Origin of the sequence: Nonomuraea sp. 3-1Str (assembly GCF_031570565.1) — a bacterium.
Classification (GTDB): domain Bacteria; phylum Actinomycetota; class Actinomycetes; order Streptosporangiales; family Streptosporangiaceae; genus Nonomuraea.
Genome location: NZ_JALHBK010000026.1, coordinates 14,372 through 41,220, shown reverse-complemented (window position 1 = coordinate 41,220; position 26,849 = coordinate 14,372). Strand labels below are relative to the sequence as shown.

At 73.1% G+C, this 26,849-nt stretch carries 26 protein-coding genes; 15 read left to right on the top strand and 11 right to left on the bottom strand.

Going from position 1 to position 26,849, the window contains the following annotated elements:
* Positions 1-46: 46 nt before the first annotated feature.
* Entirely contained in the window at positions 47-1,900 is a 1,854-nt protein-coding gene (locus MTP10_RS31885; protein WP_310714016.1) for a CASTOR/POLLUX-related putative ion channel, read from the bottom strand.
* A gap of 236 nt (positions 1,901-2,136) precedes the next feature.
* On the opposite strand from MTP10_RS31885, the gene MTP10_RS31880 reads away from it, so the two are divergent.
* The 5 genes from MTP10_RS31880 (at position 2,137) to MTP10_RS31860 (ending at position 8,215) form a co-directional block, all read left to right on the top strand.
* The gene (locus tag MTP10_RS31880; RefSeq protein WP_310714014.1) at positions 2,137-3,246 is read left to right on the top strand and encodes a DUF5925 domain-containing protein; all 1,110 of its coding nucleotides are present in this window, start codon (positions 2,137-2,139) and stop codon (positions 3,244-3,246) included.
* Positions 3,247-3,316: 70 nt separating this feature from the next.
* Positions 3,317-4,393 (top strand): C39 family peptidase, encoded by a 1,077-nt coding sequence (locus tag MTP10_RS31875; protein ID WP_310714012.1) that lies wholly within the window; start codon positions 3,317-3,319, stop codon positions 4,391-4,393.
* Positions 4,394-4,397: 4 nt separating this feature from the next.
* Complete coding sequence (locus tag MTP10_RS31870; RefSeq protein WP_310714010.1) at positions 4,398-6,254, top strand: prolyl oligopeptidase family serine peptidase; 1,857 nt, start codon at positions 4,398-4,400, stop codon at positions 6,252-6,254.
* Positions 6,251-7,513, top strand: a complete 1,263-nt coding sequence (locus MTP10_RS31865) for a M20/M25/M40 family metallo-hydrolase (RefSeq protein ID WP_310714007.1) — start codon at positions 6,251-6,253, stop codon at positions 7,511-7,513. Before MTP10_RS31870 ends, MTP10_RS31865 begins: the two co-directional genes overlap by 4 nt.
* 108 nt (positions 7,514-7,621) lie before the next feature.
* A complete protein-coding gene (locus MTP10_RS31860; protein WP_310714005.1) occupies positions 7,622-8,215 on the top strand; it encodes a TIGR03086 family metal-binding protein in 594 nt (197 codons plus the stop codon).
* Here the strand turns inward: MTP10_RS31860 and MTP10_RS31855 are convergent.
* The 5 genes from MTP10_RS31855 to MTP10_RS31835 form a co-directional block, all read right to left on the bottom strand.
* Positions 8,212-8,706, bottom strand: coding sequence for a GNAT family N-acetyltransferase (locus tag MTP10_RS31855; protein ID WP_310714003.1), 495 nt, complete (start codon positions 8,704-8,706; stop codon positions 8,212-8,214). The two genes, MTP10_RS31860 and MTP10_RS31855, sit on opposite strands and share 4 nt — an antisense overlap.
* A 64-nt stretch (positions 8,707-8,770) precedes the next feature.
* Positions 8,771-9,493 (bottom strand): hypothetical protein, encoded by a 723-nt coding sequence (locus MTP10_RS31850; RefSeq protein ID WP_310714000.1) that lies wholly within the window; start codon positions 9,491-9,493, stop codon positions 8,771-8,773.
* A 145-nt stretch (positions 9,494-9,638) separates the two neighbouring features.
* Positions 9,639-10,247 (bottom strand): hypothetical protein, encoded by a 609-nt coding sequence (locus MTP10_RS31845; protein WP_310713998.1) that lies wholly within the window; start codon positions 10,245-10,247, stop codon positions 9,639-9,641.
* 101 nt (positions 10,248-10,348) lie between these two features.
* The gene (locus tag MTP10_RS31840) at positions 10,349-11,200 is read right to left on the bottom strand and encodes a response regulator (RefSeq protein ID WP_310713995.1); all 852 of its coding nucleotides are present in this window, start codon (positions 11,198-11,200) and stop codon (positions 10,349-10,351) included.
* Entirely contained in the window at positions 11,190-12,308 is a 1,119-nt protein-coding gene (locus MTP10_RS31835; protein WP_310713994.1) for an ATP-binding protein, read from the bottom strand. Before MTP10_RS31835 ends, MTP10_RS31840 begins: the two co-directional genes overlap by 11 nt.
* A gap of 283 nt (positions 12,309-12,591) precedes the next feature.
* On the opposite strand from MTP10_RS31835, the gene MTP10_RS31830 reads away from it, so the two are divergent.
* Positions 12,592-13,452: a glycerophosphodiester phosphodiesterase family protein gene (locus tag MTP10_RS31830; protein WP_310713992.1), complete on the top strand. Its 861-nt coding sequence runs from the start codon at positions 12,592-12,594 to the stop codon at positions 13,450-13,452.
* Between the two features lie 38 nt (positions 13,453-13,490).
* Here the strand turns inward: MTP10_RS31830 and MTP10_RS31825 are convergent, their stop codons facing one another.
* Complete coding sequence (locus MTP10_RS31825; protein WP_310713989.1) at positions 13,491-14,078, bottom strand: hypothetical protein; 588 nt, start codon at positions 14,076-14,078, stop codon at positions 13,491-13,493.
* Positions 14,079-14,197: 119 nt separating this feature from the next.
* On the opposite strand from MTP10_RS31825, the gene MTP10_RS31820 reads away from it, so the two are divergent.
* Positions 14,198-15,169, top strand: coding sequence for a LuxR C-terminal-related transcriptional regulator (locus tag MTP10_RS31820; protein ID WP_310713987.1), 972 nt, complete (start codon positions 14,198-14,200; stop codon positions 15,167-15,169).
* Positions 15,170-15,179: 10 nt separating this feature from the next.
* On the opposite strand, the gene MTP10_RS31815 is transcribed toward MTP10_RS31820, so the two are convergent.
* Positions 15,180-15,662 carry an ATP-binding protein gene (locus tag MTP10_RS31815; protein WP_310713985.1) on the bottom strand — a complete coding sequence of 161 codons (483 nt, stop codon included), beginning with the start codon at positions 15,660-15,662 and terminating at the stop codon, positions 15,180-15,182.
* A gap of 158 nt (positions 15,663-15,820) precedes the next feature.
* Here MTP10_RS31815 and MTP10_RS31810 point away from each other — a divergent pair, with 158 nt between their 5' ends.
* The 4 genes from MTP10_RS31810 (at position 15,821) to MTP10_RS31795 (ending at position 19,973) form a co-directional block, all read left to right on the top strand.
* Positions 15,821-16,288, top strand: coding sequence for an adenylyltransferase/cytidyltransferase family protein (locus MTP10_RS31810; RefSeq protein ID WP_310713983.1), 468 nt, complete (start codon positions 15,821-15,823; stop codon positions 16,286-16,288).
* Between the two features lie 216 nt (positions 16,289-16,504).
* Complete coding sequence (locus tag MTP10_RS31805; protein ID WP_310713980.1) at positions 16,505-18,466, top strand: TRAP transporter fused permease subunit; 1,962 nt, start codon at positions 16,505-16,507, stop codon at positions 18,464-18,466.
* Entirely contained in the window at positions 18,463-19,416 is a 954-nt protein-coding gene (locus MTP10_RS31800) for a TAXI family TRAP transporter solute-binding subunit (protein ID WP_310713978.1), read from the top strand. Before MTP10_RS31805 ends, MTP10_RS31800 begins: the two co-directional genes overlap by 4 nt.
* A gap of 59 nt (positions 19,417-19,475) precedes the next feature.
* The gene (locus MTP10_RS31795) at positions 19,476-19,973 is read left to right on the top strand and encodes a DUF1850 domain-containing protein (protein ID WP_310713976.1); all 498 of its coding nucleotides are present in this window, start codon (positions 19,476-19,478) and stop codon (positions 19,971-19,973) included.
* On the opposite strand, the gene MTP10_RS31790 is transcribed toward MTP10_RS31795, so the two are convergent.
* Together MTP10_RS31790 and MTP10_RS31785 are read right to left on the bottom strand one after the other, a co-directional pair.
* A complete protein-coding gene (locus MTP10_RS31790) occupies positions 19,951-20,925 on the bottom strand; it encodes a magnesium transporter CorA family protein (RefSeq protein WP_310713975.1) in 975 nt (324 codons plus the stop codon). The genes MTP10_RS31795 and MTP10_RS31790 overlap by 23 nt on opposite strands.
* A complete protein-coding gene (locus MTP10_RS31785) occupies positions 20,926-21,639 on the bottom strand; it encodes a DUF72 domain-containing protein (protein WP_310713974.1) in 714 nt (237 codons plus the stop codon). It lies immediately after the preceding gene.
* A gap of 107 nt (positions 21,640-21,746) precedes the next feature.
* On the opposite strand from MTP10_RS31785, the gene MTP10_RS31780 reads away from it, so the two are divergent.
* Positions 21,747-23,006, top strand: coding sequence for a YibE/F family protein (locus MTP10_RS31780; RefSeq protein WP_310713972.1), 1,260 nt, complete (start codon positions 21,747-21,749; stop codon positions 23,004-23,006).
* Here MTP10_RS31780 and MTP10_RS31775 read toward each other — a convergent pair.
* Positions 22,952-23,809 carry an NAD(+)/NADH kinase gene (locus MTP10_RS31775; RefSeq protein WP_310713971.1) on the bottom strand — a complete coding sequence of 286 codons (858 nt, stop codon included), beginning with the start codon at positions 23,807-23,809 and terminating at the stop codon, positions 22,952-22,954. The genes MTP10_RS31780 and MTP10_RS31775 overlap by 55 nt on opposite strands.
* A 164-nt stretch (positions 23,810-23,973) precedes the next feature.
* On the opposite strand from MTP10_RS31775, the gene MTP10_RS31770 reads away from it, so the two are divergent.
* The 3 genes from MTP10_RS31770 to MTP10_RS31760 all read left to right on the top strand — a co-directional run bounded on the left by MTP10_RS31770 (position 23,974) and on the right by MTP10_RS31760 (position 26,796).
* Positions 23,974-25,332, top strand: coding sequence for an MFS transporter (locus tag MTP10_RS31770; RefSeq protein ID WP_310713969.1), 1,359 nt, complete (start codon positions 23,974-23,976; stop codon positions 25,330-25,332).
* 677 nt (positions 25,333-26,009) lie between these two features.
* Positions 26,010-26,354, top strand: coding sequence for a hypothetical protein (locus MTP10_RS31765; protein ID WP_310713967.1), 345 nt, complete (start codon positions 26,010-26,012; stop codon positions 26,352-26,354).
* Positions 26,355-26,433: 79 nt separating this feature from the next.
* Positions 26,434-26,796, top strand: coding sequence for a hypothetical protein (locus MTP10_RS31760; protein WP_310713966.1), 363 nt, complete (start codon positions 26,434-26,436; stop codon positions 26,794-26,796).
* Positions 26,797-26,849 lie beyond the last annotated feature (53 nt).

Genomic DNA, 26,849 nt, shown 5'->3' with positions numbered 1-26,849 from the left:
GGTCGATTCGCCACCATTCCGGGATCACATGGACGAGATCGGGAGGTCAGTGTTCGGCGAGGACGATGACCGAGTCGCCGTCCGCGAGCACGAGAGCCTGCGACTTCGGCGGGTTGAGGACGATGCCGTAGTGCGGCGGCGTGTTGCGCTCGCCCGCGTCCCGGTAGCCGATCGCCGTCTCCCCGCGCCGCCGCGCCGCCTCGATGATCGTCGAGAACGTCACCTCGGTGCCCGTCTTCACGTAGTCGCCCGCCGGCCGGGGGTAGATCTCCGAGCCGTGCGAGTCGAACAGGTAGCTGAAGACGTCCGCCAGGTGCCGGTTCTCGGCCAGCTGGGCGAGGAGCAGGCCGATGACCGTGTCGCTGATGACGATGTCGTCGGCCTCGGTGACCTCGGCGAGGACGCGGTTGCTCTCGTCGTGCATCTCGCTGACGATCGAGTAGTGCTCGCCCCGCGCGGTCTGCATGTCGCGCAGTTGCAGCAGCGTCATGAGAGTGCGGGTGTCGGCGTGGTGGGGGTCGAAGCGGTCGTCCGACAGCACGATGACGTGCTGGAACAGGCCGAGGCCGAGCGCCTCCAGCTGGTAGCGGTCGGTGGTGTCGCACTCCTTGACGTTGACCGTGAGGTTGGCCAGGCCGTCCAGGCCCGCCCCGGCCTTGGGGTGGTCGGCGGCGACCTCCAGGGCCGAGCCGGGCGCGACGTAGCCGTCGAGGTAGCGGACGATGTGCTCGGCCCGGCCGTTCCAGTTGAGCACCAGCGTGCGCTCGGGCTCGGGCGCGGTGGGCGGGGCGCAGACGACGGCCTCCTCGTCGACGACGGGCTCGCCGGTGGCCAGGCGGACGTGGGAGTCGTCGTGGGCGATGACGACGACCTGGTCGTCGCCGCCGATGACGGTGTCCGACGGCGGGTTGAGCACGACGCCCGATCGCCCGCGCAGGCCGAGGACGCTGGCCGTCTCGTAGGCGTGCAGCGCCTCGCCGTAGGTGCGCCCGGCCAGCTCGGCGCCGGAGCGCAGGTAGATCTCGCCGCCGTCGAAGTTGAGCAGGTCCATGCAGACGACGGACATGCCGGACTGGCGCGAGGACTGGACGATGAGCCGGGAGGCGGTGTCGTCGGCGTCGACGAGGTGGACCTCTCCCCCGCCGGCCAGGCGGGCGGCGGGGATGTTGCCGGAGGCGGCGACGGCGGCCACGACCGGCGGGTGCGCCCCGGCCCGCTTGGCCAGCGCGAGCAGGATCTTGATGACGTGGGCGTCGGGGTCCTCGCCGTCGGGCGAGAGCACGACGACGGACCGGGCGCTCTGGAGGTTCATGAGCGCGAGGTCGCGCGGCTCGGTGGGCCGCCCGGTGCGGCAGACCAGCCGGGTGCGCCCGAGCTCGACGTGCTCGCGGATCTCCTCCTCCATGTCGAGCTTGTCGCGGTCGGCGAGGACGGCGATGACGGAGCCCGGCTGGCTGGCGTGCGCCTTGACCAGCTCGCCCACGATCGTGAACACCTGGTCCGACCAGCCGAGCACGACCGTGTGGCCCTTCTCGACGATGCGCGAGCGCCCCCGGCGCAGGCGGTCGACCTTCAGCTTGAGGCCGTTGGACAGCAGGCCGACGAGCATGCTGACGACGAACAGCCCGCCGAGGGAGCCCGCGAACATGACGGTCATGTACGCCGTGGAGCCCTTGTCGCCGGCGACCTTGCCGGGGTTGAGGGCGTGCATGAGCGCGACCCACAGCACCTCGCCGGCTCCGCCGACGCCCTCGGGCTCGTGGGGGGCCAGCCAGAGCGTCAGGCCCGCGACCGCCACGACCAGCGCCACGGACAGGACGGCCAGCAGGCCGACGAGCGAGGCGGTCCCGCGGGACATCGTGTTGTCGAACCAGTAACGCGCACGCTCGCGGAACGTCACCCCTGCCACCCCGGTTTACCTCCACCATTCGCACACGTGACCGACACAACACCGACGCAACAAGGTACCGGTGGATCGGCCCGTCCGCAGCGTTACCGGTGACCTGGCGATATGCCCCGCCCCGGTCTGCCACCCGCTCCGGGGCCGGGCGCCATGACATATCGGTATGGCTCCGGGATGGCGCCAGATCGCAAAACCCTTCGACAGACCGCCGCCCTGAGTGGATCATTATCCTCATGTCCGTGATGAAGGAGGTGCCGTTCCCGAGCCCGGAGTCGCCAGACCTCCCGATGAACATCTGGATCGACGACGCCGACTCCGCGATCGACGTCATCGACGCGCTGGCGCTGTCGCCGTTCGCGACCGGCGTGCAGCCCTGGTCGCGCCTGGCCAACCTGGAGCGGGTGCGCCCCGACGCCACGCTGAGCCCGGCCGAGGGCCGGCTCGTGCGCACCGCGCAGGTCCAGGACGGCTCGGAGTCGCGCCTGATCTGCGGTGAGGGCTGGACGCTGCGGATCGTACGGCACCGCAACCGCACCGCGACCGTGAGCGTCACCGCCGTCACCGAGGAGCTGGCCCGTTCGGTGCTCAAGGAGAGCACGGACGGCGCCGTGGAGCCGGAGCCGGAGACCGACCACGTCGACATGGGCTTCTGGTGGCGCGGCATGCACGGCGGGACCCGCTCCGAGAAGCCGATCACGGCCCAGCCGTGGGAGGAGATCAGCGGCAACTACTCCGCGCAGGTCCGCCGCTCCCTCGACGCGCTGATGACGGTCACCCCGGCGGACGTGCACGGCCGGCTCATCCTCATGCACGGCCCGCCCGGCACCGGCAAGACGACGCTGCTGCGCTCGCTGGCCAAGCAGTGGCGCGAGTGGTGCCAGGTCGACTGCGTGCTGGATCCGGAGCGGCTGTTCAACGACCCCGGCTACCTCATGGAGGTCGCCGTCGGCTACGACACGGACGAGGACCGGCACCGCTGGCGGCTGCTCGTGCTGGAGGACTGCGACGAGCTGATCAGCTCGGCGGCCAAGTCGCAGACCGGGCAGGGCCTGTCGCGGCTGCTCAACCTCACCGACGGGCTGCTCGGCCAGGGCCGGGACGTGCTGGTGGCGATCACCACGAACGAGGACCTGGCCCGCCTGCACCCCGCCGTCGTCCGTCCCGGCCGCTGCCTGGCGCAGCTGGAGGTCGGGCCGCTGACGCGCGAGGAGGCGGTCGGCTGGCTCGGCTCCTCCGAGGGGGTCGGCCCGGCGGGGGCGACGCTGGCGGAGCTGTACGCGGCCCGCTCGGGGCGGGCGGTGCCCGTCCACTCCTCGGACGAGTCCACCGGCCTCTACCTCTGACCCTCGCCCGGGCGGCGGTGCGTACGTAAACCATCCGATGCGGGCGACCAGGCCGGGGACCACAATCGGCATGGTGCTCACCGTCGATCCGGCCCGCGTCGCCTTCTGCCGCCTGGCCGTGTCCTTCGGGACCGCGACCGGCGTCCCGGGCGGGCTCGCCCCGTGGACCGGCGACGAGGTGCCGATCGGCTTCCCCGCCACCCAGCTCGTCCCGTCGTGGACCGCGCGCACCCCGCCCGGCTCGTGGGTGGAGGTCGAGCTGCGGGCCAGGACGGCGGCCGGGGCTCTCACCAAGTGGTACGTGATGGGCCGCTGGTCCGAGCACGGCGACCCGCGCACCTCCGTGCCCGGCCAGGGCGACGACGACGGTGACGTGGCTGTCGACACGTTCGTGGCGCGGCGGCCGGTGACGGCGTTCCAGGTGCGGGTGACGCCGTGCGGCCCCGGCGTCCGGATGGGCTCGCTCGGGGTGATGGCCTCGGCCGTGCCGCCGTTCCCGGTCGTCTCCGCGTACGAGCCGGGCCGGGACGGGGCGGCCGCCGTCGAGCTCGCGGTCCCCCGCCACTCCCAGCACGAGCACGCCGGCCACCACCCGCACATCGACGGCGGCGGCGCCAACTGGTGCGGCCCGGCCGCGGTGGCGATGGTGCTCGGCTACTGGGGGCTCGGCCCGGCGCCCGAGGAGCTGGCCTGGGTGGGCGCGGGCGACCCGTCGCCGCTCGTGGACCACGCGGCCCGTGACACCTACGACTCCAGCTACCAGGGCACCGGGAACTGGCCGTTCAACGTGGCCTACGCCGGCCGGTTCGGGCTGTCGGGGTTCGTCACGCGGCTGCGCTCGGCGGCCGAGCTGGAGGCGTTCGTCCGGGCCGGGATCCCGGTGGTCACCTCGCAGTCGTTCAAGGCGCACGAGCTGCCCGGCTCCGGCTACTCGACGGGCGGGCACATCATGGTCGTCACCGGCTTCACCGCCGGGGGCGACGTCGTCGTCAACGACCCGGCGGCGCCGAGCGACGCCGACGTGCGCCGCATCTATCCGCGGGCCGCGTTCGAGAACGTGTGGCTGCGGGGCTCGGGCAGCGGGGGCATCGTCTACGTGCTCCATCCGCCCGGCCATCCCCTTCCTCCCTCCGATGGCAACTGGTGAGTCCATGAGCATTCGACCGATCGACGTGGCCCGTACCGACGGCGGCCCCCTGTGGGTGGAGGCCGTCGCCACGCCCGCCGGGGTGGAGGTGTGGTGGGACGAGCCGCGCCCGCACGAGGGCGGCCGGCGGTGCGTGGTGCGGCGCCTGCCGGACGGGTCGCGCGTGGACGCGCTCCCGGCCGGCTGGAACGCCCGCAACCGCGTCATCGAGTACGGCGGCCGGTCCTGGCGGCCGCTGCCGGGCGGCGGGCTGGTTTTCACGAACTGGGCGGACCAGCGCCTGTACCGGCTCGACGGCGACGGCGAGCCGGTGGCGCTGACCCCGGAGGGCCCGGCCCGCTACGCCGACCTCTACCTGGCGCCGGGACGCGACGAGGTGTGGGCGGTGCGCGAGACCGGCACGACGCGCGACCTCGTCGCCGTGCCGCTGGCCGGCGGGCCGGTGCGGGTGATCGTGCGGGCGCAGCACTTCCTCATGTGCCCGCGCCTGTCGCCCGGCGGCGGCCACGTGTCCTGGATCGGCTGGGACCACCCGAACATGCCGTGGGACGGCACGGAGCTGTGCGTGGCGCCGCTCGGCCCCGACGGGACCGCCGGGCCGCGCGCGGTGGTCGCGGGCGGCCCGGCCGAGTCGGTCGTGCAGGCGGAGTGGCGCGACGAGGACTCCCTGTACGCCGTCACCGACGCGACCGGCTGGTGGAACCTCCACCTGGTGGGCCGCGAGGGCGGGCCGGCGCGCAACCTCACGCCGCGCGAGGAGGAGTTCGGCGACGCGCCGTGGAAGCCGGGCGCGTCCTGGTTCGCGGTCGCCGAGTCCGGGCTGGTGGTGGTCCACGGCACGGCGGACCGCCTGTTCCTGTCGGTGCTGGACCCCGCGACCGGGGAGCTGCGGGACGTGGGCGGCGAGGCGACGTACTGGGCCTCGACGGTGTCGGCGGCCGGCGGCAAGGCCGTGGGCGTGTCGGCCACGCCGTACACGCCGAGGGAGGTGACGCTCGTGGACCTGGCGAGCGGCGCGCGCGAGGTGGTGTCGGCGCCCAAGCCGCTGCCCGAGCGGGCGCTGCTGCCCGGCCCGGAGGCGTTGACGATCGAGGGCGTCCACGCGCACGTCTACCCGCCCGCGGGGGCGCCCGGGCCCGCCCCGTACGTCATCTTCGTGCACGGCGGGCCGACCGGGAGCCGGCCGATGGTGCTCGACCTGGAGATCGCCTACTTCACCAGCCGGGGCATCGGCGTGGCCGAGGTCAACTACGGCGGCTCCACCGGCTACGGCCGGGCCTACCGGGAGCGGCTGCGCCACCAGTGGGGCGTGGTCGACGTCGAGGACTGCGCCAAGGTGGCGCGCGGCCTGGTCGAGATGGGCAGGGCCGACGCCGCGCGGATCGCGATCCGGGGCGGCAGCGCGGGCGGCTGGACCACGGTCGCGGCGCTGGTGCACAGTGACGTGTTCGCGGGCGGCGTCGCCCACTACGCGATCACCGACCCGGAGAGCTGGGCCGCCGAGACGCACGACTTCGAGTCGCGCTACCTGGACGGGCTCATCGGGCCGCTGCCCGAGACCCGGCAGCGCTACACCGACCGCTCGCCGCTGCTGCGCGCCGCGCACGCGTCCGGCCCGTGCCTCATGCTGCACGGGCTGGAGGACGCGATCGTGGACGTGAGCCAGGCCGAGCGGTTCACGGCCGAGCTGGACCGGCACGGCAGGCGGTGGGCGCTGCTGACCTACCCCGGCGAGCAGCACGGCTGGCGCCGCGAGGAGACCATCGTCTCCGCGCTGGAGGCCGAGCTGGCGTTCTACGGGCTGATCTTCGGGTTCGAGACGCCCGAGGTGCCGCCGCTGAAACTGGAAGGAAGAGCGTGAAGAGCGTTGCCGAGATCTGCTCGGACCTGATCAGGTTCGACACCACCAATCCGGGCTCGGGCGAGCGGCCGGCGGCCGAGTACGTGGCCACGTTGCTGGCCGACGCGGGCCTGGAGCCGGAGGTGTTCGAGTCGGCGCCGCGCCGCACGACCGTCGTCGCCCGCCTGGAAGGCGCCTCGCCCGACGCGCTGCTCGTGCACGGCCACCTGGACGTGGTCCCGGCCGACCCGGCGGAGTGGCGCATGCACCCGTTCTCCGGCGAGATCGTCGACGACTGCGTGTACGGCCGGGGCGCGGTCGACATGAAGGGCTCGTGCGCGATGACGCTCGCGACCGTGCTCGGCATGCGGGCGCGCGGGCAGCGGCCGAGGCGCGACGTCGTGCTGGCGTTCCTCGCCGACGAGGAGGCGACCGGCGACTACGGCTCGCGGCACGCGGTCACCGAGCACCGTGACCTGTTCGACGGGGTCACGCAGGCGATCAGCGAGTCGGGCGGGTTCAGCGTCGCCTCGGGCGAGCACCGGGTCTACCCGGTGGCGGTGGGCGAGCGCGGCACGGCCTGGATGAGGCTGACCGCGCACGGCGTGGCGGGCCACGGCTCGCGGCCCGCCGTGGACAACCCCGTCGCCACGCTCGTCCACGCCCTGTCCCGCGTCGCCTCCCACCAGTGGCCGGTACGGCTGACGCCGTCGGTGGCGGCGCTCATCCAGGAGCTGTCGGAGATCACCGGGCAGCCCGTGGACCTGGACCGGCTGGATGAGGAGGCGGCGCGGCTCGGCGCTCTCGGCACCCTGTTCAAGGGGCAGATCCGCAACTCCGCCAACCCGACCATGCTGGAGGCGGGCTACAAGGTCAACGTGGTGCCGTCCACGGCCCAGGCGCACGTGGACGGGCGCTACCTGCCGGGTCTGCAGGAGGAGTTCCTGGCCACGATCGACGAGCTGCTCGGGCCGAAGATCACCCGGGAGTTCGTGAACCTGGAGGACGCCCCGGCCGCGTCGTACCCGTCGCCGTTCTTCGACGAGCTGGCGGGGGCGCTGGTGGCCGAGGACCCGATGGCGCGGCCGGTGCCGTACGTGATGAGCGGCGGCACGGACGCCAAGTCGTTCGCCCGGCTCGGCATCGAGGGCCACGGGTTCGCGCCGCTGATGCTGCGGCCGGACCTGGACTACTTCGGCATGTTCCACGGCAAGGACGAGCGGGTGCCGGTCGAGGGGCTGGAGTTCGGCACGCGCGTCCTCACCCGCCTGCTCACCTGAGTCCCGCCGTGCCGCGACAGGTCCCTGGAACGGCTCGCCACAACAGTGGAACAAAGCATTCCGTTCTGATATGATGACGACATCAGCGAAACGGAAGGGCTGCGGAACATGAGCGAGATCGTGAACACCGGCTGGGACGTGCTGGACCTCTCCCACGAGGCGCTGCGCCGCGTCGTGCGCGGGGTCCCCGCGGACGCGTGGCACCTGCCCACCCCGTGCGCGAAGTGGGACGTGACCCAGGTGCTCCAGCACGCCGCCGGCGACCAGGTGGGCTTCGCGGCGTTCCTCACCGGCGAGCCGGGCCCCGCCGAGGACCCATTCGCGCCCTCGGGCACCCTGGCCGAGGACCCGGAGGCGTACACGGAGTCGGCCCTGGGACGCTCGGCCGCGGCCTGGGCCGGCGTGGACCGCGACGCCGAGCAGGTGCCCGTGCCGGTCCCGCCGAACGCGATGGAGCCGTCGCTCGGGGCGGGCGCCTGCGCGCTGGACGCCGCCGTGCACGCGTGGGACATCGCCGTCGCGACCGGGCAGCCGTCGCCGCTGACCGCCGGCATGGCGCGGGAGCTGCTGGAGGTAGCCCGGCGGATCGTCGAGCCGCTGCGCGCCTGGGGGGCGTACGCGGCGGTGCTGCCGGCGGCCGAGGGCGACGACGACGTGGCGGCACTGCTGCGCTACCTGGGCCGCGACCCCCGCTGGGCCTAGAGCTCGTCCAGCACGAACATGATGTGCTCGGCCTCGCCGTGCAGGACCGTGCCCTCGCGCCGGAACCCGCTCTTCTCCAGCAGCCGCACCGACCCGGTGTTGCCGCTGAAGGGGTCGGCGTACAGGGGACGGGCCTTCTCCTCGCCCAGGAACAGCGCGAGCGCCCGCGTGCCGACGCCTCTCCCCCAGAACGCGCGCCCGAACCAGTAGCCGATGAACCGCCGCTCGCCCTCCCACCAGGCGACGACGTTGCCCGCCACCTCACCGTCCACGACGACCGCCCGGACGAGGACGGTGGGGTCGCCGAGGACCCGCGTCCGCCAGTGGGTCATGAACCTCTCGCGCTCCCGCGCCGGAAACCTGGAGCGCCGGGTCGCCTCCGGGTCCCGCTCCTGCTCGAAGAAGACCTCCAGGTCGGCCTCCGTCACGGCCCGCAGGCTCACGTCCACGGCCCTGGGCCCGCTCATGCGGCCGCTCGTGTCATCGCTCATGCCGGCCCAGCGTGCCATCCGCCACCGACAGAAATAAGCCCGGCCAGAATCAGCCCGGCCAGGATCAGCCGGGCTCGTGCAGCCCGACCGGGTTGCGCCTCTCCCGCAGCTCCAGGGCCTTGCGCAGCTCCCGCTCCACCGCCGGCGAGCGCGTGGCGGCCAGGCCCTCGCCGAGCAGGCGGACCGGGGCGGGCCCGGCGATCCACCGGTCCACCTCCGCGTACCACGCGCGCTCGGCCGCCGCCCGGACCGGCCAGTCGCGCATGAGGCCCGCCAGGTGCCGGGCCGCCGCCTCCTCACCGGCCGTCTCCTCCCAAACGGCCAGGTACGGCAGCGGGTCCAGCCGGTAACCGTCGCCGATGAGCGCGATCAGCTCCGGGGCGCCGAGCTCGCGCGGGTAGGCGCTCAGGGTCACCTGCCACCACGCGCCGACGGCCGCCACGACGGCCTCCCTCTCGTCGTCCGGCCAGCCGGTCCAGGCCCGCGCCGTCCGGGCGGCCAGGTCCGGCGCGACGAACCAGCCGTCCATCTCCTCGGTGATCAGCAGCTCCAGCAGGCGCGGCAGATAGTGCTTGAAGTCGGCCTCGTCACCCCACGTCCCGTGGTTCCAGGCGTACGGTTCGAGGACCTCCGCGCCGAGGGAGCGCAGCGGCCCCGTGCGCGCGGCCCGCACCACGTCCGGGGAGACGCAGTGGTCGCAGACGACGGTGTGCTCCGGCAGCGGGTGCCGGGCGAAGGTCTCGTACAGGTGGTCCAGCGCCGTGCGCGCGTGGGGGTCCGTGCTCACCTCACCGGATGGTAGACCGCCCGGCGCCGCGCCACGCGCACAGCGCGCCGGAATCGCGAGATCACTGAACGTGAGAAGGAGGAACGGGGGCGCGGGCGGTCCCCTCCGGCCGTCCGCGCCCGTCCCTCCGGCGGGTGCCGCGGGGTCAGCCCTGCACCACGGTGACCTGGGCGTGGATCTGCGAGGAGGCGCCCGTCCCGAATTTCGTGCCGTTCACGACCGCGCCGTACCCGGTCCCGCTGGCCCAGTCGAGGGTCATCACCCCGGGACGGGACGAGAAGTCGATGCTCCCGATCAGCTCGGTGAAGGCGCTGCTGCCACCGATGCGCGAGGACCCGTTCGCGGCGAAGCTCACCCGGTTGCCGTCGATCCGGTAGCGGCCCCGCAGCGGGTACAGGTCGGTGCGGACGTCCGTGGTGGTGAAGGCGAAGGTGCCGTTCTCGAAGAACGTCAGGACGGCGTTGGCGACCCGGGCCTGGGCGCGGCTGCTCGGCGCCCCCTTGACCTGCTGGAACCGCAGGATCTGCCCGGCCCGCAGCACCACCACCGCCCTCGCCGCCGCCGCTGACGCCACCGCCGATGCGGCCGCTGACGATGCCGCCGCCGAGGACGCCTCCGCGTACGCCGTCGCCGGTAACGCCCGCGCGTTCGCCGGGGCCGGCGCGACCGCCGGCACGCCCAGTCCCGCGATCAGCGCCACCCCGGCCAGGATCCGCCGCCCGCCCGGCCCGCGCCTCGCATGCTCCGTGCCCATGTTCCCCTCCGGTCCAGCCGTCGTCACTCTCATGGGTACCGGCCCTTGGAACGGTCCGGTAGCCCCGGAAAGCCGGGTATTGCCGGCCGCGCCCTGCCGTGCTAGGGAAGGATTCCCAGCTCGTTGGCCCAGCGGATGGCGGCGCTCAGCGGCGCCAGGTTGCGGCTCTCGCCGGGATGGCAGGCCACGTACTTGTCCCGCACGCCCGCAAGCAGGTCCGACAGCCGGTCCTCGCCGACGCCCAGCTCGCGGGCCGCCTCGTGGCGGGTCATGCCGAGGTGGCCGACCAGCCGGACCACCTCCCGCTCGCGCCCGGTCAGCCGGTAGCGGCGGTCCCTGCGACGGCGTCGTACGACCTCGAAGACCCTGGCGACCAGCGCGTGCAGCTCGGCCTCGGGCACCCCGGCCCGCAGCGCGGCCTCCACTGCGCTGTCGCCCTGCGCGAACGCCCGCACGACGCCCAGCTCCACAGCGCCCAGCTCGCCGTCGGAGAGCGGGCGGCGGCGGACGTCCTCCAGGATGTAGCCGGCCAGCCGGGCCGAGACGTGGTGGCGGCCCTCGACGACGGCGGCGACCGCCGAGACGAACTCCGCGGGCATGGACGTCTTCTCCACGAACCCCCGCGCCCCCTGCTCGATCGCGTCGAGCACCTGCTCCGGCGTGGCCACCCCGGACATGGCGAGCACCCGGCAGCCGTGGCCGGCCAGGTGCCGGATCGCGCCGCCCCACGACAGACCGGGCAGGAGCCGCAGGTCGCAGATCGCGACGTCCGGGGTGAGCGCCCAGTCGATGTCCTCCACGTCCGTCACCGCGGGCAGGACCGCGAAGCCCGCGTCCAGCAGCCGCAGCGTGATGGACTCCGTGACGGACGGATGGTCGTCCACGATGATCAGCTTGGCGGAGGCCGCGCCCGGGGACGCGCCGGGAGGTCCGCCCGGGGCGCTATCCGGCATGGGCGGCTTCCGGCCAGCGGATCGCGACGCGGGTGCCCGCGCCGGGCTCCGAGGTGACGTCGCAGACGCCCCCGTGCCCCGCGACGGCGGCGAACGTGCGCAGGAACCCGCCGCCCGGCCGCGCCTGCCCCGTCGCGAACCCGCGCCCCCGGTCGCGGATCACCACCTCCAGCCGGTCGGGTCCCGACTCCACGAACAGGTTCACGCGGGCGTCCTCGCCGGCGTGCTTGAGCACGTTCGTGAGCGCCTCGCGGGCCGCCGCGGCGACGGCCTCCCCCACCTCCTCAGGCGGGTCGCCGTCCACGAGGATCACCGACGTCAGCGCGAGCCCCCGCGCGATGTACGTGTCGCAGACCTCCTCCATGAGCTGCTCGAACGGCAGCTCGTCGGCGGCCCGCGGGTCCATGATGAAGCGGCGCGCCCGGTTCGCCCCGAGCCGCGCCTGCCGCGCCAGCCCGGGATCGACGTGCTGGCCGGCGGCGACGTGGTCCACGATGGGCAGCAGGTGGTCGTGGATCTCCCGGTGGGTCAGCTCGCGATGCCGGGTGATCATGTGAAGGCGTTCCTGCTCGGCGAGCAGGCGCTCGGCCCGCCGGGTGGCCTCCTGGGCGCTCTGCGCGGCCCCGGCCAGCGTGCGCAGCTCCCGGCCGATCAGCACCGCGATGCCGTACCAGAGCACGAACCCGAGCAGGTCCGAGACCAGCTTCAGCGCGTAGTGCGGGTAGAGCGCGGCCACCCACGACACGCACAGCGCCATGAGCCCCGGCACGGCCCGCGCGGCGAACCCCAGCCCGAAGCCCATCGCCGCCGGCGCCACCAGGCTGAACGGCAGGAACTCCGTCGTGATCACGTTGCGGTCCGCCGGGAACGCGGCCCGCGTGCCGGCGAGCATGAGCACCACGCAGAACGCGACGTCGCCCCAGACGAGCAGCGGGTCGCGCAGGTCGCCGGAGCGCCAGGCGCGGCGGAAGAACCAGGCGGCCTCGGCCGTGGCCGCCGCGGCCGAGACGACGGACAGGGCCGGGTGCTGGAGATGGTGCCAGCCGAGCAGCGGAATGTAGACGAACGGCGTCGTGCCCGCCCGGGTGTAGGCGATCATCCTGGCCATGCGCGCCTCGGTATGGCGCCTCACGCGCTCCGACACCGCACCCCCTCGCCCAGCCCCTCCTTCCGACATCGCCCTCAGTGCACTGTTGGTTACGGAAACTGGCCAGCGAAACCATTTTTCGCACCATGTCATGACGGATCGGGGTGCCTCGCCGGACACGCTCTGGAGACCTGAGCGCCACATCCTCCACTCGACATCTCGGAGACACCCAGAACTCAACAGCCGGTCATGCAGGATTGTCAGGTTCAGAGGCGGAACCGCTCCCCCGGACCCGAGGAGACTCATGAGCCGACGACCCGGTCTCGTCATCGTGACCACGCTGACCGTCCTGGCCGCCGTCATCCCTCCGCCCGCCGCCTCGGCGGCGGGACCCGCCCCCGCGCCGTCCGTCGTCGCGCACCGCGGTGCCTCCGCGTACGCGCCCGAGAACACCATCGCCGCCTTCGAGCTGGCCGCCGAGCAGGGCGCCGACCTGTTCGAGCTCGACGTCCAGGAGACCCGCGACCACCGGCTCGTCCTCATGCACGACGACACGCTCGCCCGCACCACCGACGCCGAGAAGGTCTTCCCCGGGCGCGCCCCCTGGCCGGTGTCCGGCCTCTCCCTTGCCGAGATCCGCAAACTGGACGCCGGCTCCTGGTTCGACGGCGACTACGCCGACGAGCCGGTTCCCACGCTCGCCGAGACGCTGCGCGCGATGAGCGGCAGCGGGCTCGGGCTGCTGCTGGAGATCAAGGCGCCGCACCTGTACCCCGGCATCGAGTCCCGCGTGGCCGCCGAGCTGCGCCGCGCCCCGGCGTGGCTGGAGCCGGGGCGGCTGGTGGTGCAGTCGTTCGACTGGGACTCGATGCGCAGGTTCCACGCGCTCATGCCGGACGTGCCGATCGGGCTGCTCGGCAAGCCGTCCACGGGGCGGCTCGCCGAGGTGGCGGGGTTCGCCGACGAGGTCAACCCGCCGTACCAGGACGTCACGCCCGAGTACGTGCGGCTCGTCCACGCGCGCGGCATGCGCGTGCTCGTCTGGACCGTGGACGACCCGGCGGTCATGCGCCGGATGCTCGGCCACGGGGTGGACGGGATCATCACCAACCGGCCGGACGTGCTGAGGGACGTGGTCGGCGAGGACCGGCGCCGCGCCGCCTGAGAGGGCTCGGCAAGGCCCGCGGGGCGCACCGGTGACGCTCAGCCGACGCCGAAGGCCGCCAGCGTGGCCCAGGTGGCGGCGACGCCCACCAGGGCTCCCACCACCACCTGGGCCGTCGTGTGGTGCGCCAGCCGTACGCGGGCCCAGCACACCAGCGCCACGACGGCCGCCCCCGCCAGCGCGGTGGGGACGGCCGGAAGGACGTGGGCCAGTACCACGACCGTGCCCGCCGACACGGCGGCGTGGAAGGAGATCTTCCAGCGCAGCGTGACGGGCACGGTCACGGTCAGGGCGACGAGCATGCCGGCCACGGTGGCCACGAGCAGGGTCGGCGCGCCCAGCGCGATGAGCAGCACGAGCGCGACGAGCACGGCCGCCACCGCCGACAGCAGTGGCCCGGTGCGGCGGGCCCGGTCGACGATGTGGTGCGAGTCCAGCCGCCCGGACCGGACGCCGAGCGCGATCACCAGGGCCGGCACGCCACCGCACAGGACGGAGGCCAGCAGGCCCCACAGGGCGCCGGTCCAGCCCTGGGCGATCAGCCCCACGACGGGAGGCATGGCGATCACCAGCACCTGCGGCGCCAGCAGGTCCGTCACCCTGCGCGCCATCCGGTCGGCCGTCATGCCAGCCAAGATTACGCGATCATGTGGGCCGTGGCCCGCCGGTGCCGGCGGTGTGGGAGAGGCATCCGGGTTCAGCGTGGCTGGGCGAAAGGTCAGGGCCTCGTGGGATATAAAGAACCGTGGCCGAGATCACCCTGAACGTCCGCCAGTTGCAGGCGTTCGCCGAGGTCGGCTACGAGGTCGCGGGAGGCGGCGGCGCGCACGCCGCGATGGCCGCGCTGCGCCGCGTGGTGCCGCTCGACGCGTACGAGTTCGTCGCGTTCGACCCCGCCACCGGGAGGCATCACAGCGTCGTCTCCGACGGCCACCACCGCATCGACGGCGACGCGGCCGAGGAGTACACCGGGCTCGACGCCTACCGCCGGGCCATGGCCACGCGCGCCCCGGTGAGCATGCCCGAGCCGGGCACCGAGCGCTACTTCCGCCGCCACCTCGCCCCGTACGGCTGGACGGCCGGGCTGACCACGCCCCTGTTCCTGTCCGGGGGACGGTACACCGGCCTGCTGCACCTGGCGTCGCGCGGCGCGTTCCCGGAGCTGGCCGAGCCGCTGGTCACGGCCGTCGCGCCGATGCTGGCGCACGTCACCGACCTGACGCGGTGCGTGATCGACCCGGTGGGGCTGCCGCCCGGGTTCAGCGCGGTGACGTTCGACCGGCTGGGCACGCGCCGCGACGTGCCGGGGTTCACCGCGTCGCCGGCGCTGACCGGGGAGCCCGGCCTGGCGGCGCTGGCCCGGGCGTTCATCGACGCGAGGGAGCTGAACCGGCACGGGCTGTGGCTCGGGCGCGACGGCCGCTGGCACGAGCTGCGGCTGCTGCGCGCCGGGGTCGGGTTTCAGGGGTCCATCCAGGGCGCGGTGGTCGCCGAACGGCCGTGCGCCCTGCCGTACGAGCTGACGGGGCGGGAGGTGGACGTGCTCACCCGTGTCGCGGCCGGCGACTCCAACCCGCAGATCGCCGCCGCGCTGGTGCTCAGCGTGCGGACGGTCACCACGCACCTGGAGCACATCTTCACCAAGCTGGGCTGCGACAGCCGCACGCGCCTGACCACCAAGGCCCTGGCCGAGGGCCTGTGCCGCCTGGACCTCTAGCCCTGCGGTGTCAGGCGGGGGTGAGCTCGAACCACACCGTCGTGGCCCCGTTGGCGCGGCTGAGGCCCCAGCGATGGCTGAGCTCCTCCAGCAGCGGCAGGCCACGCCCGTTCGTTGCGTGCGCGCTCTCCGGGTCGTCCGCGTCCCCCGTCGTACGGCAGGCGCAGGGCGGCTCCTCGGAGCCGGCGTCCGCCACCCAGACCCGCACCGCCGGCCCGGAGGCGCGCACCCCCACCGTGAACCAGCCGCCCGCCCCGGACCGGGAGTGCAGGATCGCGTTCGTGGCCAGCTCGCTGGTGAGGAGCGCGCAGTCGTCGTAGAGCGGGTGGTCGCGGCCCAGGACCGCCGCGACGAGCCGCCTCGCCCTGGACACCTGTGACGGCACCCCGGGGAAGTGGACGAGCAGGTCCCGCGTGCCGGGCGGTCGCTTCGTGCCCGTTTCCTGCTCCGGGTGGACTCCCTGGTGGGCGTTGCGTGCGTGCGGTGGCGTCACTGCGGCCTCCCCCATTCCGGCGACGTCATAAGACGCGCCACCCCAAGCACTGAGATATCGCCAAAAGGTAGAAATGCCCTTTCCGTTGGTCGCCAGCGCGGCCCGTCCGGATGACCGAGTAGTCTGCGATCGACGCATCGACGAAGAGGAGTGCCCACGTGAGCAGCCTGGAGGCCGTCTGGGTGCAGCCGTACGCCCAGCCAGGGGCGGCGGTCGTCACCGGGGTGTTCGACATCCTGCACGTGGGTCACGTGCGCTACCTGGGGGAGGTCGCCGAGCGTGGGCTTCCCCTGGTCGTGGGCGTGGAGGACGACCCGCGGGTGCGCGCCTGGAAGGGGCCGAGCCGGCCGCTCAACCCGGCCGCCGAGCGGGCCGAGGTGATGGCCGCGCTGCGGTTCGTGGCCGGCGTGTTCATCGTGACGGGCCCGCCCGAGGCGCACGGCCCCGAGGACTACATCGACCTGCTCGCCCCGATGCGGCCCGGCGCGCTCGCGCACACCGCGGGCGACCCTCACGCGGGCGGCCGGCGCGCCGCCGCGGCGCTGCTGGGCGCCGAGTGCTGGGAGCTGGAGGCCATCCCCGACCGCTCGACCACCCGGATCGTGAACGCGGCAGGCAAAGGCTGAGTGCCACGCCGACGCTCCTGCGGCGCGACTTCGTCGCACTCACGCGCGATGCTTTTCCGGTCGGCCGGCATTGACGTTTTCGGTCATTGAACCGCCGTCCCGAACGGCGTTTTCGACCGATGCGTGATCTTTGTTGTCAAGGAAGGGTAACGGGCCCTTCCCTGGACCGGTAAAGGGAACGTACATTCCCCGAGACGCCGTGTCGGGGAGGGCCCTGTGACCGAGGTGAGCGATCGCGCGCCGGAGCCGGCGGCGGCCCAGGAGCAGGAACGCCCGGCCCGGGTGCTCACCGGCCCCCTCTGGACGGGTGTGCGCGTCGTGGGCGCGGCGCTATCGGTCTACTCGCTGGTCGTGGTGTTCCGGCCGGTGGAGGCGCTGGAGCAGCGGATGACGTTCCTGGCGGTGGCGCTGCCGCTGGTGTTCCTCTGCTACCGGTCGGGACGGCCGTGGCCGGCCCGGCGGGTCCGGGTGCCCGAGGAGGAGGGCGTGCGGCGTGGCGATCGGCCGACCGTGGCCGACTGGGCGCTCGCCGCGGCGTCCCTCGCCGTGCTCGTCTACCCGCTGCTCGGGATCGACGCCTTCCGCGACCGCGGCTCCGGCTCGGCCCTGACGACGCTCGACCTCCTGGCGGGCGTGGTGCTGACCGTGCTGCTGCTGGAGGCCGTACGGCGCACGGTCGGCTGGTCCCTCACCATCATTTGCGCATTTTTCTTGATTTATGCCTATTTCGGGGCCTATTTGCCTATCAGTTGGCCGATCGGGCACCGCGGATTCGACATCTCCCGAATCGTGTCCCAGCTCTACACCGGCACCGAGGGATTCTTCGGCGTTCCCCTCCAGGTGGCCGCCAGCTACATCATCCTTTTCACCATCTACGGCGCGGTCCTCGACTTCTCCGGCGCCACCGGATTCTTCATCGACCTCAGCTTCGCCGCGTTCCGCCGCTCCCGCTCCGCCCCCGGCCGGACGGTCACCATGGCCGGGTTCCTGCTCGGCACGGTGTCCGGCTCCGGTGTGGCGACCACGGTGAGCCTGGGCAGCGTCGCCTGGCCGGTGCTCAGACGCGCCGGCTACCCCAGGGAGCCCGCCGGCGGCATCCTGGCGGCGGGCGGCATCGGCGCCATCCTGTCCCCGCCGACGCTCGGGGCGGCGGCGTTCATCATCGCCGAGCTGCTCCAGGTCAGCTACCTGGAGGTGCTGCTCTACGCGACGATCCCGACACTGCTCTACTACCTGGGCATCTTCCTCGCCATCGAGGTCGACTCGCGGCGCTTCGGCACCCGCGCCGTCGAGGTGGACGCGCCCAGCGCGGGCCGGCTGCTGCTGCGCTTCGGTTACCACTTCAGCTCGCTCGTCCTCATCATCGTGCTGATGGCGCTGGACCGGTCGGCCTTCCAGTCCGTCGTCATCGCCACCGCGATCGCGTTCGCGCTGTCGTTCCTGGACCCTGCGCACCGCATGGGGCCGCGCCGGGTCGGCGAGGCGCTGGCCAAGGGCACGCTGGAGGTGCTGCCGGTGACGGCGGTGTGCGCGGCGGCGGGCATCATCGTCGGCGTCATCACCCAGACCGGCCTGGGCCTGAACCTCAGCTCGATCATCGTGGACGTCGCCGCGGGCAGCCTCGTGCTGACGACCGTCCTCGCGGCCGTGGCGGTCATGCTGCTGGGGCTGGCCGTGCCGGTCACCGCGAGCTTCATCATCGCCGCGGTGATCATCAAGCCGGCACTCACGCAGCTCGGCGTCACGCCCGCCGAGGCGTACATGTTCGTCTTCTACTACGCGGTCCTGTCCGAGGTGAGCCCGCCGACCGCGCTGTCGGCCGTCGCGGCGGCGGCCATCACGGGCGGCAACACGTACAAGACGATGATGATGACCTGGCGCTACACGCTGCCGGCGTTCCTGGTCCCGTTCGCGTTCGTGCTCACGCCCAACGGCCAGGCGCTGCTCGGGCAGGGCCCGATCGGGACGGTGCTGCTGATGGCGGCCGTCTCGGCCGTGGCCGTGGCGGCGCTGGCCATGGCGACCGGCGGGCTGCCCGGCGTGCCGGAACGGCTGCTCGCGGCGGCCGCCGCCGTGTTGCTGCTCTTCCTCGAACCCGTCCCCATCGCCGCGGGCCTCGCCGTGCTGGCGGTCGCGGCGGCCGTCCACCTCATCAGGCGAAGGAGACACCGAACGTGAAGCGGATCATCGCGGTGCTCGCCGCGGCCGTCCTGGCCGCCGGCGCGGCCGGCTGCGGCGGCGGGGCGGGCGGCGGGCGGGGCAACCGGCTGTCGATCGCCACCGGCGGCACGACCGGCGTCTACTACGTGTACGGCGGCGGCCTGGCCAAGCAGCTCAGCGACGGCATCGCCGACACCCAGGCGACGGCCTCGGTCACCTCGGCCTCGGTCGAGAACATCAAGCTGCTGGCCACCGGCAAGGCCGACATCGGCTTCTCCCAGTCCGACACGGCCGCGGACGCGGTCAACGGCACGGGCACGTTCACCGCGAAGCAGCCGGTCAAGGCCATCGCCCGCATCTACGACAACTACGCCCACGTCGTGGTCGCCCCGGGCGTCAAGGCGGACAAGGTGGCCGACCTCAAGGGCAAGCGCGTCTCCCTCGGCCCGCCGAACTCCGGCACCCAGGTCGTGGCCCGCCGCATGCTGGAGGCGGCCGGCCTCGCGCCCGACACCGACGTCAGCAAGCAGCAGCTCTCGATCAACGAGTCGGTGCAGGCGGTCAAGGACGGCACCATCGACGCGTTCTTCTGGGTCGGCGGCCTGCCCACGGCAGGCGTCGTGGACCTGGCCAGCAGCCGGCCGGACATGAGGATGCTCGACACCTCCGACGCCCTGGCCGGCATGCGCGCCAAGTACGGCGAGGAGTACGTCGGCCTCGACATCGACCTGTCCGTCTACAAGCTGACGGGCGCCATCAAGACGGTCGGCGTCGCCAACGTGCTGCTGGTGCCCGACTCCATGAGCGAGCAGCTCGCCTACGACATCACCAGAGTCCTGTTCGAGCGCAAGGCGCAGCTCGCGGCCGTCCACCCGGAGGCGAACAAGCTGGACCCGAAGCTGGGGCAGCGGGTGGCACCCGTGCAGCTGCACCCCGGGGCGGCCCGCTACTACAAGGAGAAGGCCTGACCCGCCCTCGGGGAGGGCTGACCCGCCGCCGCCTCGCCCTGGCGGGCGCGCTGGCGTGCGTGCTCGCGCTCGCCTCCGCCGCCGGAGCCGGGCGCCCGGCCGTCGGCGGGCTCGTGCTGCCGCCCTCGGGCGTCTTCGCCCTCGCGTACGTCCACTCGGTCTACCGGGCTCCGTCGGCGGAGGTGTTCACGGCGCGCGGCGGCCGGTTCACCATGCGGGCCGTGGTCTCGGCCAGTGGCGGGGTCCTCGACTACTACGCCCTGGAGGGGACGCGGGGCCGTACCCCGGACGGTGACTGGGTGCTGCGCCTGGCCGTCCCCGCGACGTACGAGGAGCTGCCGGTCATCGCCACCCCGATCGGCCGCAGGACGCTCGTCGCCGGCGGGCGCTGCCTGCCGCTCTATCCCGCCTCGGGGGCCAGGGAGCTCCGGCTGACGGTACGGCTCGTCCTGCGGGACCGGGGTGGGCCGTGTCCGCCGCACTCATGGTTGGCCGCGTTCGGCGGACGACTACCTGCAGCCGGCGCATCGGCACTCACAACCAGTCCCGTTTCTTGAACGCGGCGTACAGTCCCACGGAGATCCCGGCGATCAGCACGGCCGACAGCCAGAAGCCCCACTCGGCCCCGTAGCCCGGGTAGGGCACGTTCATGCCGTAGAAGCCGGTGATCAGGGTGGGCACGGCGATGATGGCGGCCCAGCCGGTGAGCCGCTTCATGATCTCGTTGAGGCGGAAGCCCTGCTGGGCCAGCCGGGTCTCGCGCAGGTTCGCGACCTGGTCGCGGGTGGACTCCAGCCACTCGTCGACGCGGATCACGTGGTCGTAGACGTCCTCGTAGTAGGGGGCCATGGCGGTGCCGGCGACCAGGCCGTGGTTGCGGCGCAGCAGGGTGCCCAGCACCTCCCGCATGGGCATGGCGATCTTGCGGAACCGGGTCAGGTTCCGGCGCAGCTCGTAGATGGCGCGCTGGAGCGCGGGGCCGTCGATCGGCCGGCTCTCGTCGAAGAGCTGCTCCTCCAGGTCCTCGACCCGCCCGTCGATGTCCTCCACGTAGTCGAGGTGGCCGTCGACCACGTAGTCGAGCAGCCCGTGGAGGAGGAAGGCGACGCCGTTCCCGCCGAGGGTGCCGTTGGTGGCGTCCCAGCGCCTCATCACCTCCCCGATGTCGAAGCGCTCGTTCTCGCGGATGGTGACGAGCGCGTTCGCGGTGACGAAGATGTCCACCTCGACGGGGTCGATCCGCCCGTCGTCGACGTGGACCCCGTAGACGGTGATGAACAGGTGCTTGTCGTACATGTCCACCTTGGGGCGCTGGTGGCCGGAGACGACGTCCTCGACGGCCAGCTCGTGCAGGCCCAGCTCCTCCTCCAGGACGCCCAGCTCCTCCCGCGTCGGGGAGCACAGGTCGAACCAGACCGTGTTGTCCGGGTCGCGGACGTAGTCGGAGACGTCCTCGACGGGAAACCCTTCCTTTTCGAGGACACCGTTGCGGTACAGGCGTGTGTGCACCTAAAGGAGTCTCGCAAACCGGGTGGCGTTCCGCACCGCCGCGCCCCCCGGGTCGTTGTTGAAGTAGACGTAGGCGTCCTGCCAGCCCGCGTCCCGGACGCGGCCAGCCCAGGTGCGCAGCGACGTGTCGCCGTACGAGGGCCGCGGCGTGGCGCGCCCCTCGTGCAGCCGCACGTACCCCCAGGGGGCCGTCCGCCAGAGCGGCGCCACCGGCCGGCCGAGGCGGTCGGCCCAGCACAGCGCGGCGCCGCGCGCCTGGAGGAGGTCGCGGACCTCGGGGGTCCACCAGGACTCGTGCCGGCACTCGACGGCGACGCGCACCCCGCCGGGGAAGCAGGCCAGGCAGCGGTCGAGACGCTCGGGGTCGGCCTTGAGCGTCGGCGGGAGCTGGAGGAGGACCGGGCCGAGCTTCTCCTTGAGCTGGGAGGCCGCGGTCATGAGCCGCTGCACCGGCTCCTCCGGGTCGGCGAGCCGCTTGATGTGGGTGAGGAACCTGCTGGCCTTGACCGCCATCACGAACCCGTCGGGGGTGCGCTCCCGCCAGCCGGCGAACGACTCCGGCGAGGGCAGGCGGTAGAAGGCGTTGTTGCTCTCGACGGTGCGGAACGTCTCGGCGTACGTCTCCAGCCACAGTCGCTGCGGCACCCCGTCGGGATACAGGCCGCCGCGCCAGTCCTTGTACTGCCACCCCGAGGTGCCGACCCAGGTCGTCATGAGCTGCGCCTACCCCGCGCGGCGGCGAATACCCGGCCGTGGTTGCAGTACTGTCACTGATCGCGGTGGCGGAAAGCGACAGGTGGCGGCACGGGACAGGGGTGCGGATGGGCGCCGGACACGGGCACGGGCATCACCACGGCGGGAGCGTCCCCGCTTCGCGGCGGGCAGTGGTGGCGACGCTGGCCGTGCTGGTGCCGCTCGCGGTGGCGACGCTCGTCATGCTGGTCTGGCTGTGGCCGTCCGGGCGGAGCGCGGAGCCCGCGGGGGCGGGCTTCGACCAGCTCGGCGGCACGGTGACGGCCGTCCTGCCCGGGAAGTGCGCGCAGGTGCCGGAGGGCGCCGCGCCGCCGGACCCGGCGACCTGCGGCCACGCCACCGTACGCGTCGACGAGGGCCCCGACCTGGGCCGGGAGGTGAAGCTGGCGCTGCCCACGGGACCGGGGACGCAGCCTTTCGCCGCGGGTGATGACGTCGTGCTCATCCGCGTCAGCGGCGGTGAGGAGCCGGAGGACGAGCCCGGCTACCAGCTCTCCGACCACGACCGTACGGACGCGCTGTGGCTGTCGGCGGTGGCGTTCGCGCTCGCGGTGATCGCGTTCGGCCGCTGGCGCGGGGTGACGGCCCTGGTGGGGCTGGCGATCACGTTCGTGCTGCTGCTGGCGTTCGTGATCCCCGGCATCCTGGAGGGCGAGCCGCCCATGCTGGTCGCCATCGTGGGCGCGGCGGCGATCATGCTGACCGTGCTGTTCCTGACGCACGGGTTCACGCTGACGACGTCCATGGCCGTCCTCGGAACACTGGCCAGCCTCACGGTGACGGGCCTGCTCGCGTACGGGGCGATCGGGTTCGCGCGGCTCACCGGCGTCACCGACGACAGCTCGTTCATGCTCGGCCTCAGCACGAGGATCGACACGCAGGGGCTGCTGCTGGCCAGCGTCATCATCGGCGCGCTCGGCGTGCTGGACGACGTGACGGTCACGCAGGCGGTCACGGTCACCGAGCTGGCCGCAGCCAACCCGTCGTACGGCTGGCGCCGCCTCTACCGGGCGGGCAGCCGGGTCGGGCGCGCCCACATCGCCTCGGTCATCAACACGATCATCCTGGCGTACGCGGGGGCGTCGCTGCCGCTGCTGCTGCTGTTCAGCGTGGGCGCGCAGCCACTCGGAGAGGTGCTGGGGACGCCCGTCATCGCCCAGGAGATCATCCGGAGCGTGGTGGGCACCCTCGGGCTCATCTCGGCCGTGCCGATCACCACGGCCCTGTCCGCGCTGGTGGCCTCGCGGCGCGGCGCGTTCCCGGGTGAGACGGCTCAGCCGACGGCGCTGCTGCCCTCGACGCCCAGCTTGCGACGCGCCCGCTCGTAGAACGTGGTGCCCAGGCGCACGACGTTGGCCGCGCCGGGCACCGCGACGATCGACACCTGGTCGCCCGGGCACAGGTGGGCGTGCACCGCGCCGTCCACCTCGACGGCCACCCGCCCGCTGGTCGGCATGACCTCCAGCGTGACCTCCTCGTCGGCGGGCAGCACCAGGGCGCGGTTGAACACCGAGTGGGCCGCCGCCGGCACCACCAGCACCGCCTCGACGCGCGGCGACACGATGGGCCCGCCGGCGGAGAAGCTGTAGGCGGTGGACCCGGTGGAGGTGGCCACGATCACCGCGTCGGCGGCGTAGCGGACGAACGGGTCGCCGGCCGGGGTGACGGTCACGACCGCCAGGCCCTCACCGGGGATGCGGGCCAGCGCGATGTCGTTGAACGCGGTGACCTCCTCCTCCCCCAGCTTGGCGCGGATGGCCATGCGCGGCTCGACGGCGTAGGCGTGGCCGTCGATGGCCGAGAGGGTGGCGGGCAGCTCGCGCACGTCGATCTCGGCCAGGAAGCCGAGCCGGCCCAGGTTGACCCCCAGGACCGGGGTGGGGCGGCCGGCGATGAGCCGCATCGTGCGCAGCATGGTGCCGTCGCCGCCCAGGCTGACCAGCAGGTCGGCCCGCTCGACGAGGGCCTCCGCGTCGACGGCCACGGCGCTGCAGTCGATCCGGCCCACCTCCTCGGGGAGGCCGAGCACCGTGACCCGGCGCTCGTCGGCCCAGCGCAGGATGTCGCCGATCGCCTCCTCCGAGTCGCGTCGCGGATGCAGCACCAGCCCGACCGTTCCGACCATTCCCATGGAAACCACCCTAGACGCCCCCTCCAGCCGTCCGTCTACGTGCGCCCCCGCAGACCCGCTCCCGCCGGGGACCCCGCCGCGCATCCCGTTTCGCCGGGCGCGGAAACCGCAATCGGCGGGCCTCCGGCGCTGCCGTGCCGCTCCGGCGGGGGAGGAATGCACGAGTGAAGCAGGAACGCCATCCCCCGTCCCAGCCGCCCCCGGCAGGCGGCGCCCCCCACTCCCCCCCGCCGGCCGGCGGGCACGCCGGCCCGCCGAGCGGGGGGCGCCACTCCCTGCGGGCCTTCCGGCACCGCGACTTCACGATCTTCTGGTGCGGCGCCCTCGTCTCCAGCACCGGGAGCTGGCTGAGCAACCTCGCCGTGCCGTACGTGCTGTACCAGATCACCGGCAGCGCCTTCTGGGTCGGGCTGGTGAGCGTGGCGCAGTTCGTGCCGAGCGTGTTCCTGGCGCCGGCGGGCGGGACGCTGGCCGACCGGCGCTCCCGCAAGCGGATCCTGCTGGCCACGCAGTCGGGCATGGCGGTCTCGGCGCTGCTGCTGTGGGCGGTGTGGACGTCCGGCCAGCGGGACCCGGCGGTCATGCTGGCGCTGGTGGGCGTCGGCGGGGTCTTCGCCGGGTTCAACATGCCGACGTGGCAGTCGTTCGTCAGCGACCTGGTGCCGCGCGGCGACCTGCACTCCGCGGTGACGCTGAACAGCCTGCAGTTCAACACCGCCCGCTCCCTCGGCCCGGCGATCGCCGGGCTGCTGCTGGCCGTGCTGGGGCCCGCGTGGACGTTCCTGCTGAACGCCGTGTCGTTCCTGTTCGTGCTCGCGGCCCTGGCGGCGATCCACCCGCGCGCCGGCCGGCCCCAGCAGGCGGCGCCGGCGGGCATGACCCGGCAGTTCCTGGCGGCGCCGCGCTACATCCGGCGCCAACCGGGGATCGTCATGTCGCTGGTGGTGTCCGTGCTGGTGGGGATGCTCGGGCATCCGATCTTCCAGTTCACGGTGGTCTTCGCGGAGAGCGTCTTCCGGGCCGGGCCGGTCGGGCTGGGACTGCTCAACGCCGCGCTCGGACTGGGCGCGGTCGTGGCGGCGCCGCTGGTCTCCGGCTGGCACCACAAGCTCCGTCTCGGGCCGGTGGTCCGCTGGGGGCTGATGCTGTACGGGCTCTCCATGATCGGATTCGCCGCGGCGCCAGGGTACGCCTGGGGGGTAGTCGCGCTGATCGTCGTGGGGGGCTCGTTCCTGGCGGTCATCTCTTCGGTGAACACCTCGATCCAGGTCATCGTGGCCGACGGCATGCGGGGGCGGGTGATGGCGTGCCGGATCGCGTGTCACACGGCGTCGCTGCCGGTGGGCGGGCTGCTCCAGGGGCTCGCGGCCGACTGGCTGGGGCCGCGCTGGACGGTGTGCGGCGCGGGGGCTCTGCTGGCCGCGGCGGCGGTGACGCTGATGCGCCCGCGCGGCCGGGCCCGGCTGGACCGGCTCGACGATCCGCACGACGACGCCCACCTGTGCGCCGCCACCGCGACGTGACCGGTGGCGGCTCCGCTGTATGCGCGTAAATAGCTGCATAAAGCATGAAATATCTCAAATCTCAGTCAAAGCGATCGATGTCGAGTTTGTCCCAGCACCACGGACGGCGATTCACGAGGAGCCGGCGCGATATCCGGGAGGGCCGCGGCGGACTGCCCGGAACGCGCGGATCCTCCCCTGGCCACGGACGCCTCCCGCTTTCCCGCTGGACGCGTCCCGCCGCCTTTGCCCGCCGCGTCCCGCCGGCTTTGCCGGACGCGCCACGAGCGTGTTCGCGTCACCCGGCCGACCACCACGACCACGGCGGACGTACGCCCAGACCGGCGATCCGCCCGCCCGGCCGGGGCGCACATCCGCCACCTGGGCGAGTTTTCACCCGGCCGCTGTTCAAACCCGCGGGGCGGTGTAATGACGTGGGCCGTGGAATCTTTTGGCTGTCAGCGGGCGCCGCGGAGCCCGCCTCCCCGCCGGCTGGACATATCAGATATTTCCTGCCATGCAGTGATATATCCGGAAATAAGGCTTTGCCTCTTGCCGGGAGACTCCGCCAATCACCGCCCATAGCCTGAGTTCAGTGCGCCGCATCCGGCGTATCCCGGGAGAAACCGAATTCGACGCTCCAGCCAGACCGCCTCGCACATCCGGCGGGCGGCCCTCATCTCAGGGAGTGATCTCTGATGCTCAAGCGTCTCATCATCACCGCCGCTCTGGCGGGTTCCACGCTCGTCGTCGGCGGCGCGGCCAACGCACAGGCCGCCAGCGCCGCCCCCAAGTGCGCGACGCCCATGTCGCAGCACGTCACTACCGCCAGCTCGGCCAACAGGTGCCGGTGGCGCTCCTGGAACGGCCGCAGGTGCTGGTTCTGCTGGCACAACGGCGCCTGGGAGCTCCAGTGGTGCCGGGGCGGCGGTGGCGGCGGAAGCGGCGGCTGGGGCCACGGGAACGGCCACTGGGGCCACTGGGGCCACGGCGGTAGCGGCGGCGGAAGCGGCGGCTGGGGCGGCGGCAACTGGAACCACTAGCCGCACGATGACGGGTTGCCACCCCGCGAGACGCGCTCTCGCGGGGCGGCAGCCCTGCCGCGGGTGCGCGATCGTGCTCATGCGCGGCACCGTCCTCCTGGTCAGCGCCGCTGTATTTGGTCAGCTGCGGCCGCTGGCCGGGCGCTTCCCCGGCACGACCGCGGCCGACCTGGCGCAGGTCATGCGCATCCTGGCGCCGCTGGTGCGGGTAGCACCCAGGGCGGTGTGGGGCAAGGCCGGGCAGACCGCGTACGCGACGGCCGAGTCGTGGCTGGGCCGCGAGCTCCATCCCTCCCCGGTGTGGAAGCGGGACAAGCGCCCGGTGAGCGTCGAGATGTTCGCCCCGGTGTCGTCGGGGCGAGCCCAGGAGATCCTGGAGGAGGCGGCCAGGCTGCTCGCCTTCGCCGAGCCGGGCCAGGCCGGCGAGGTCAGAGGGATCTGATGGCGGTTTTCCGCAAGGGTTGTTGAGGGTTTCCGCGATGTGCGGTGGCGGGC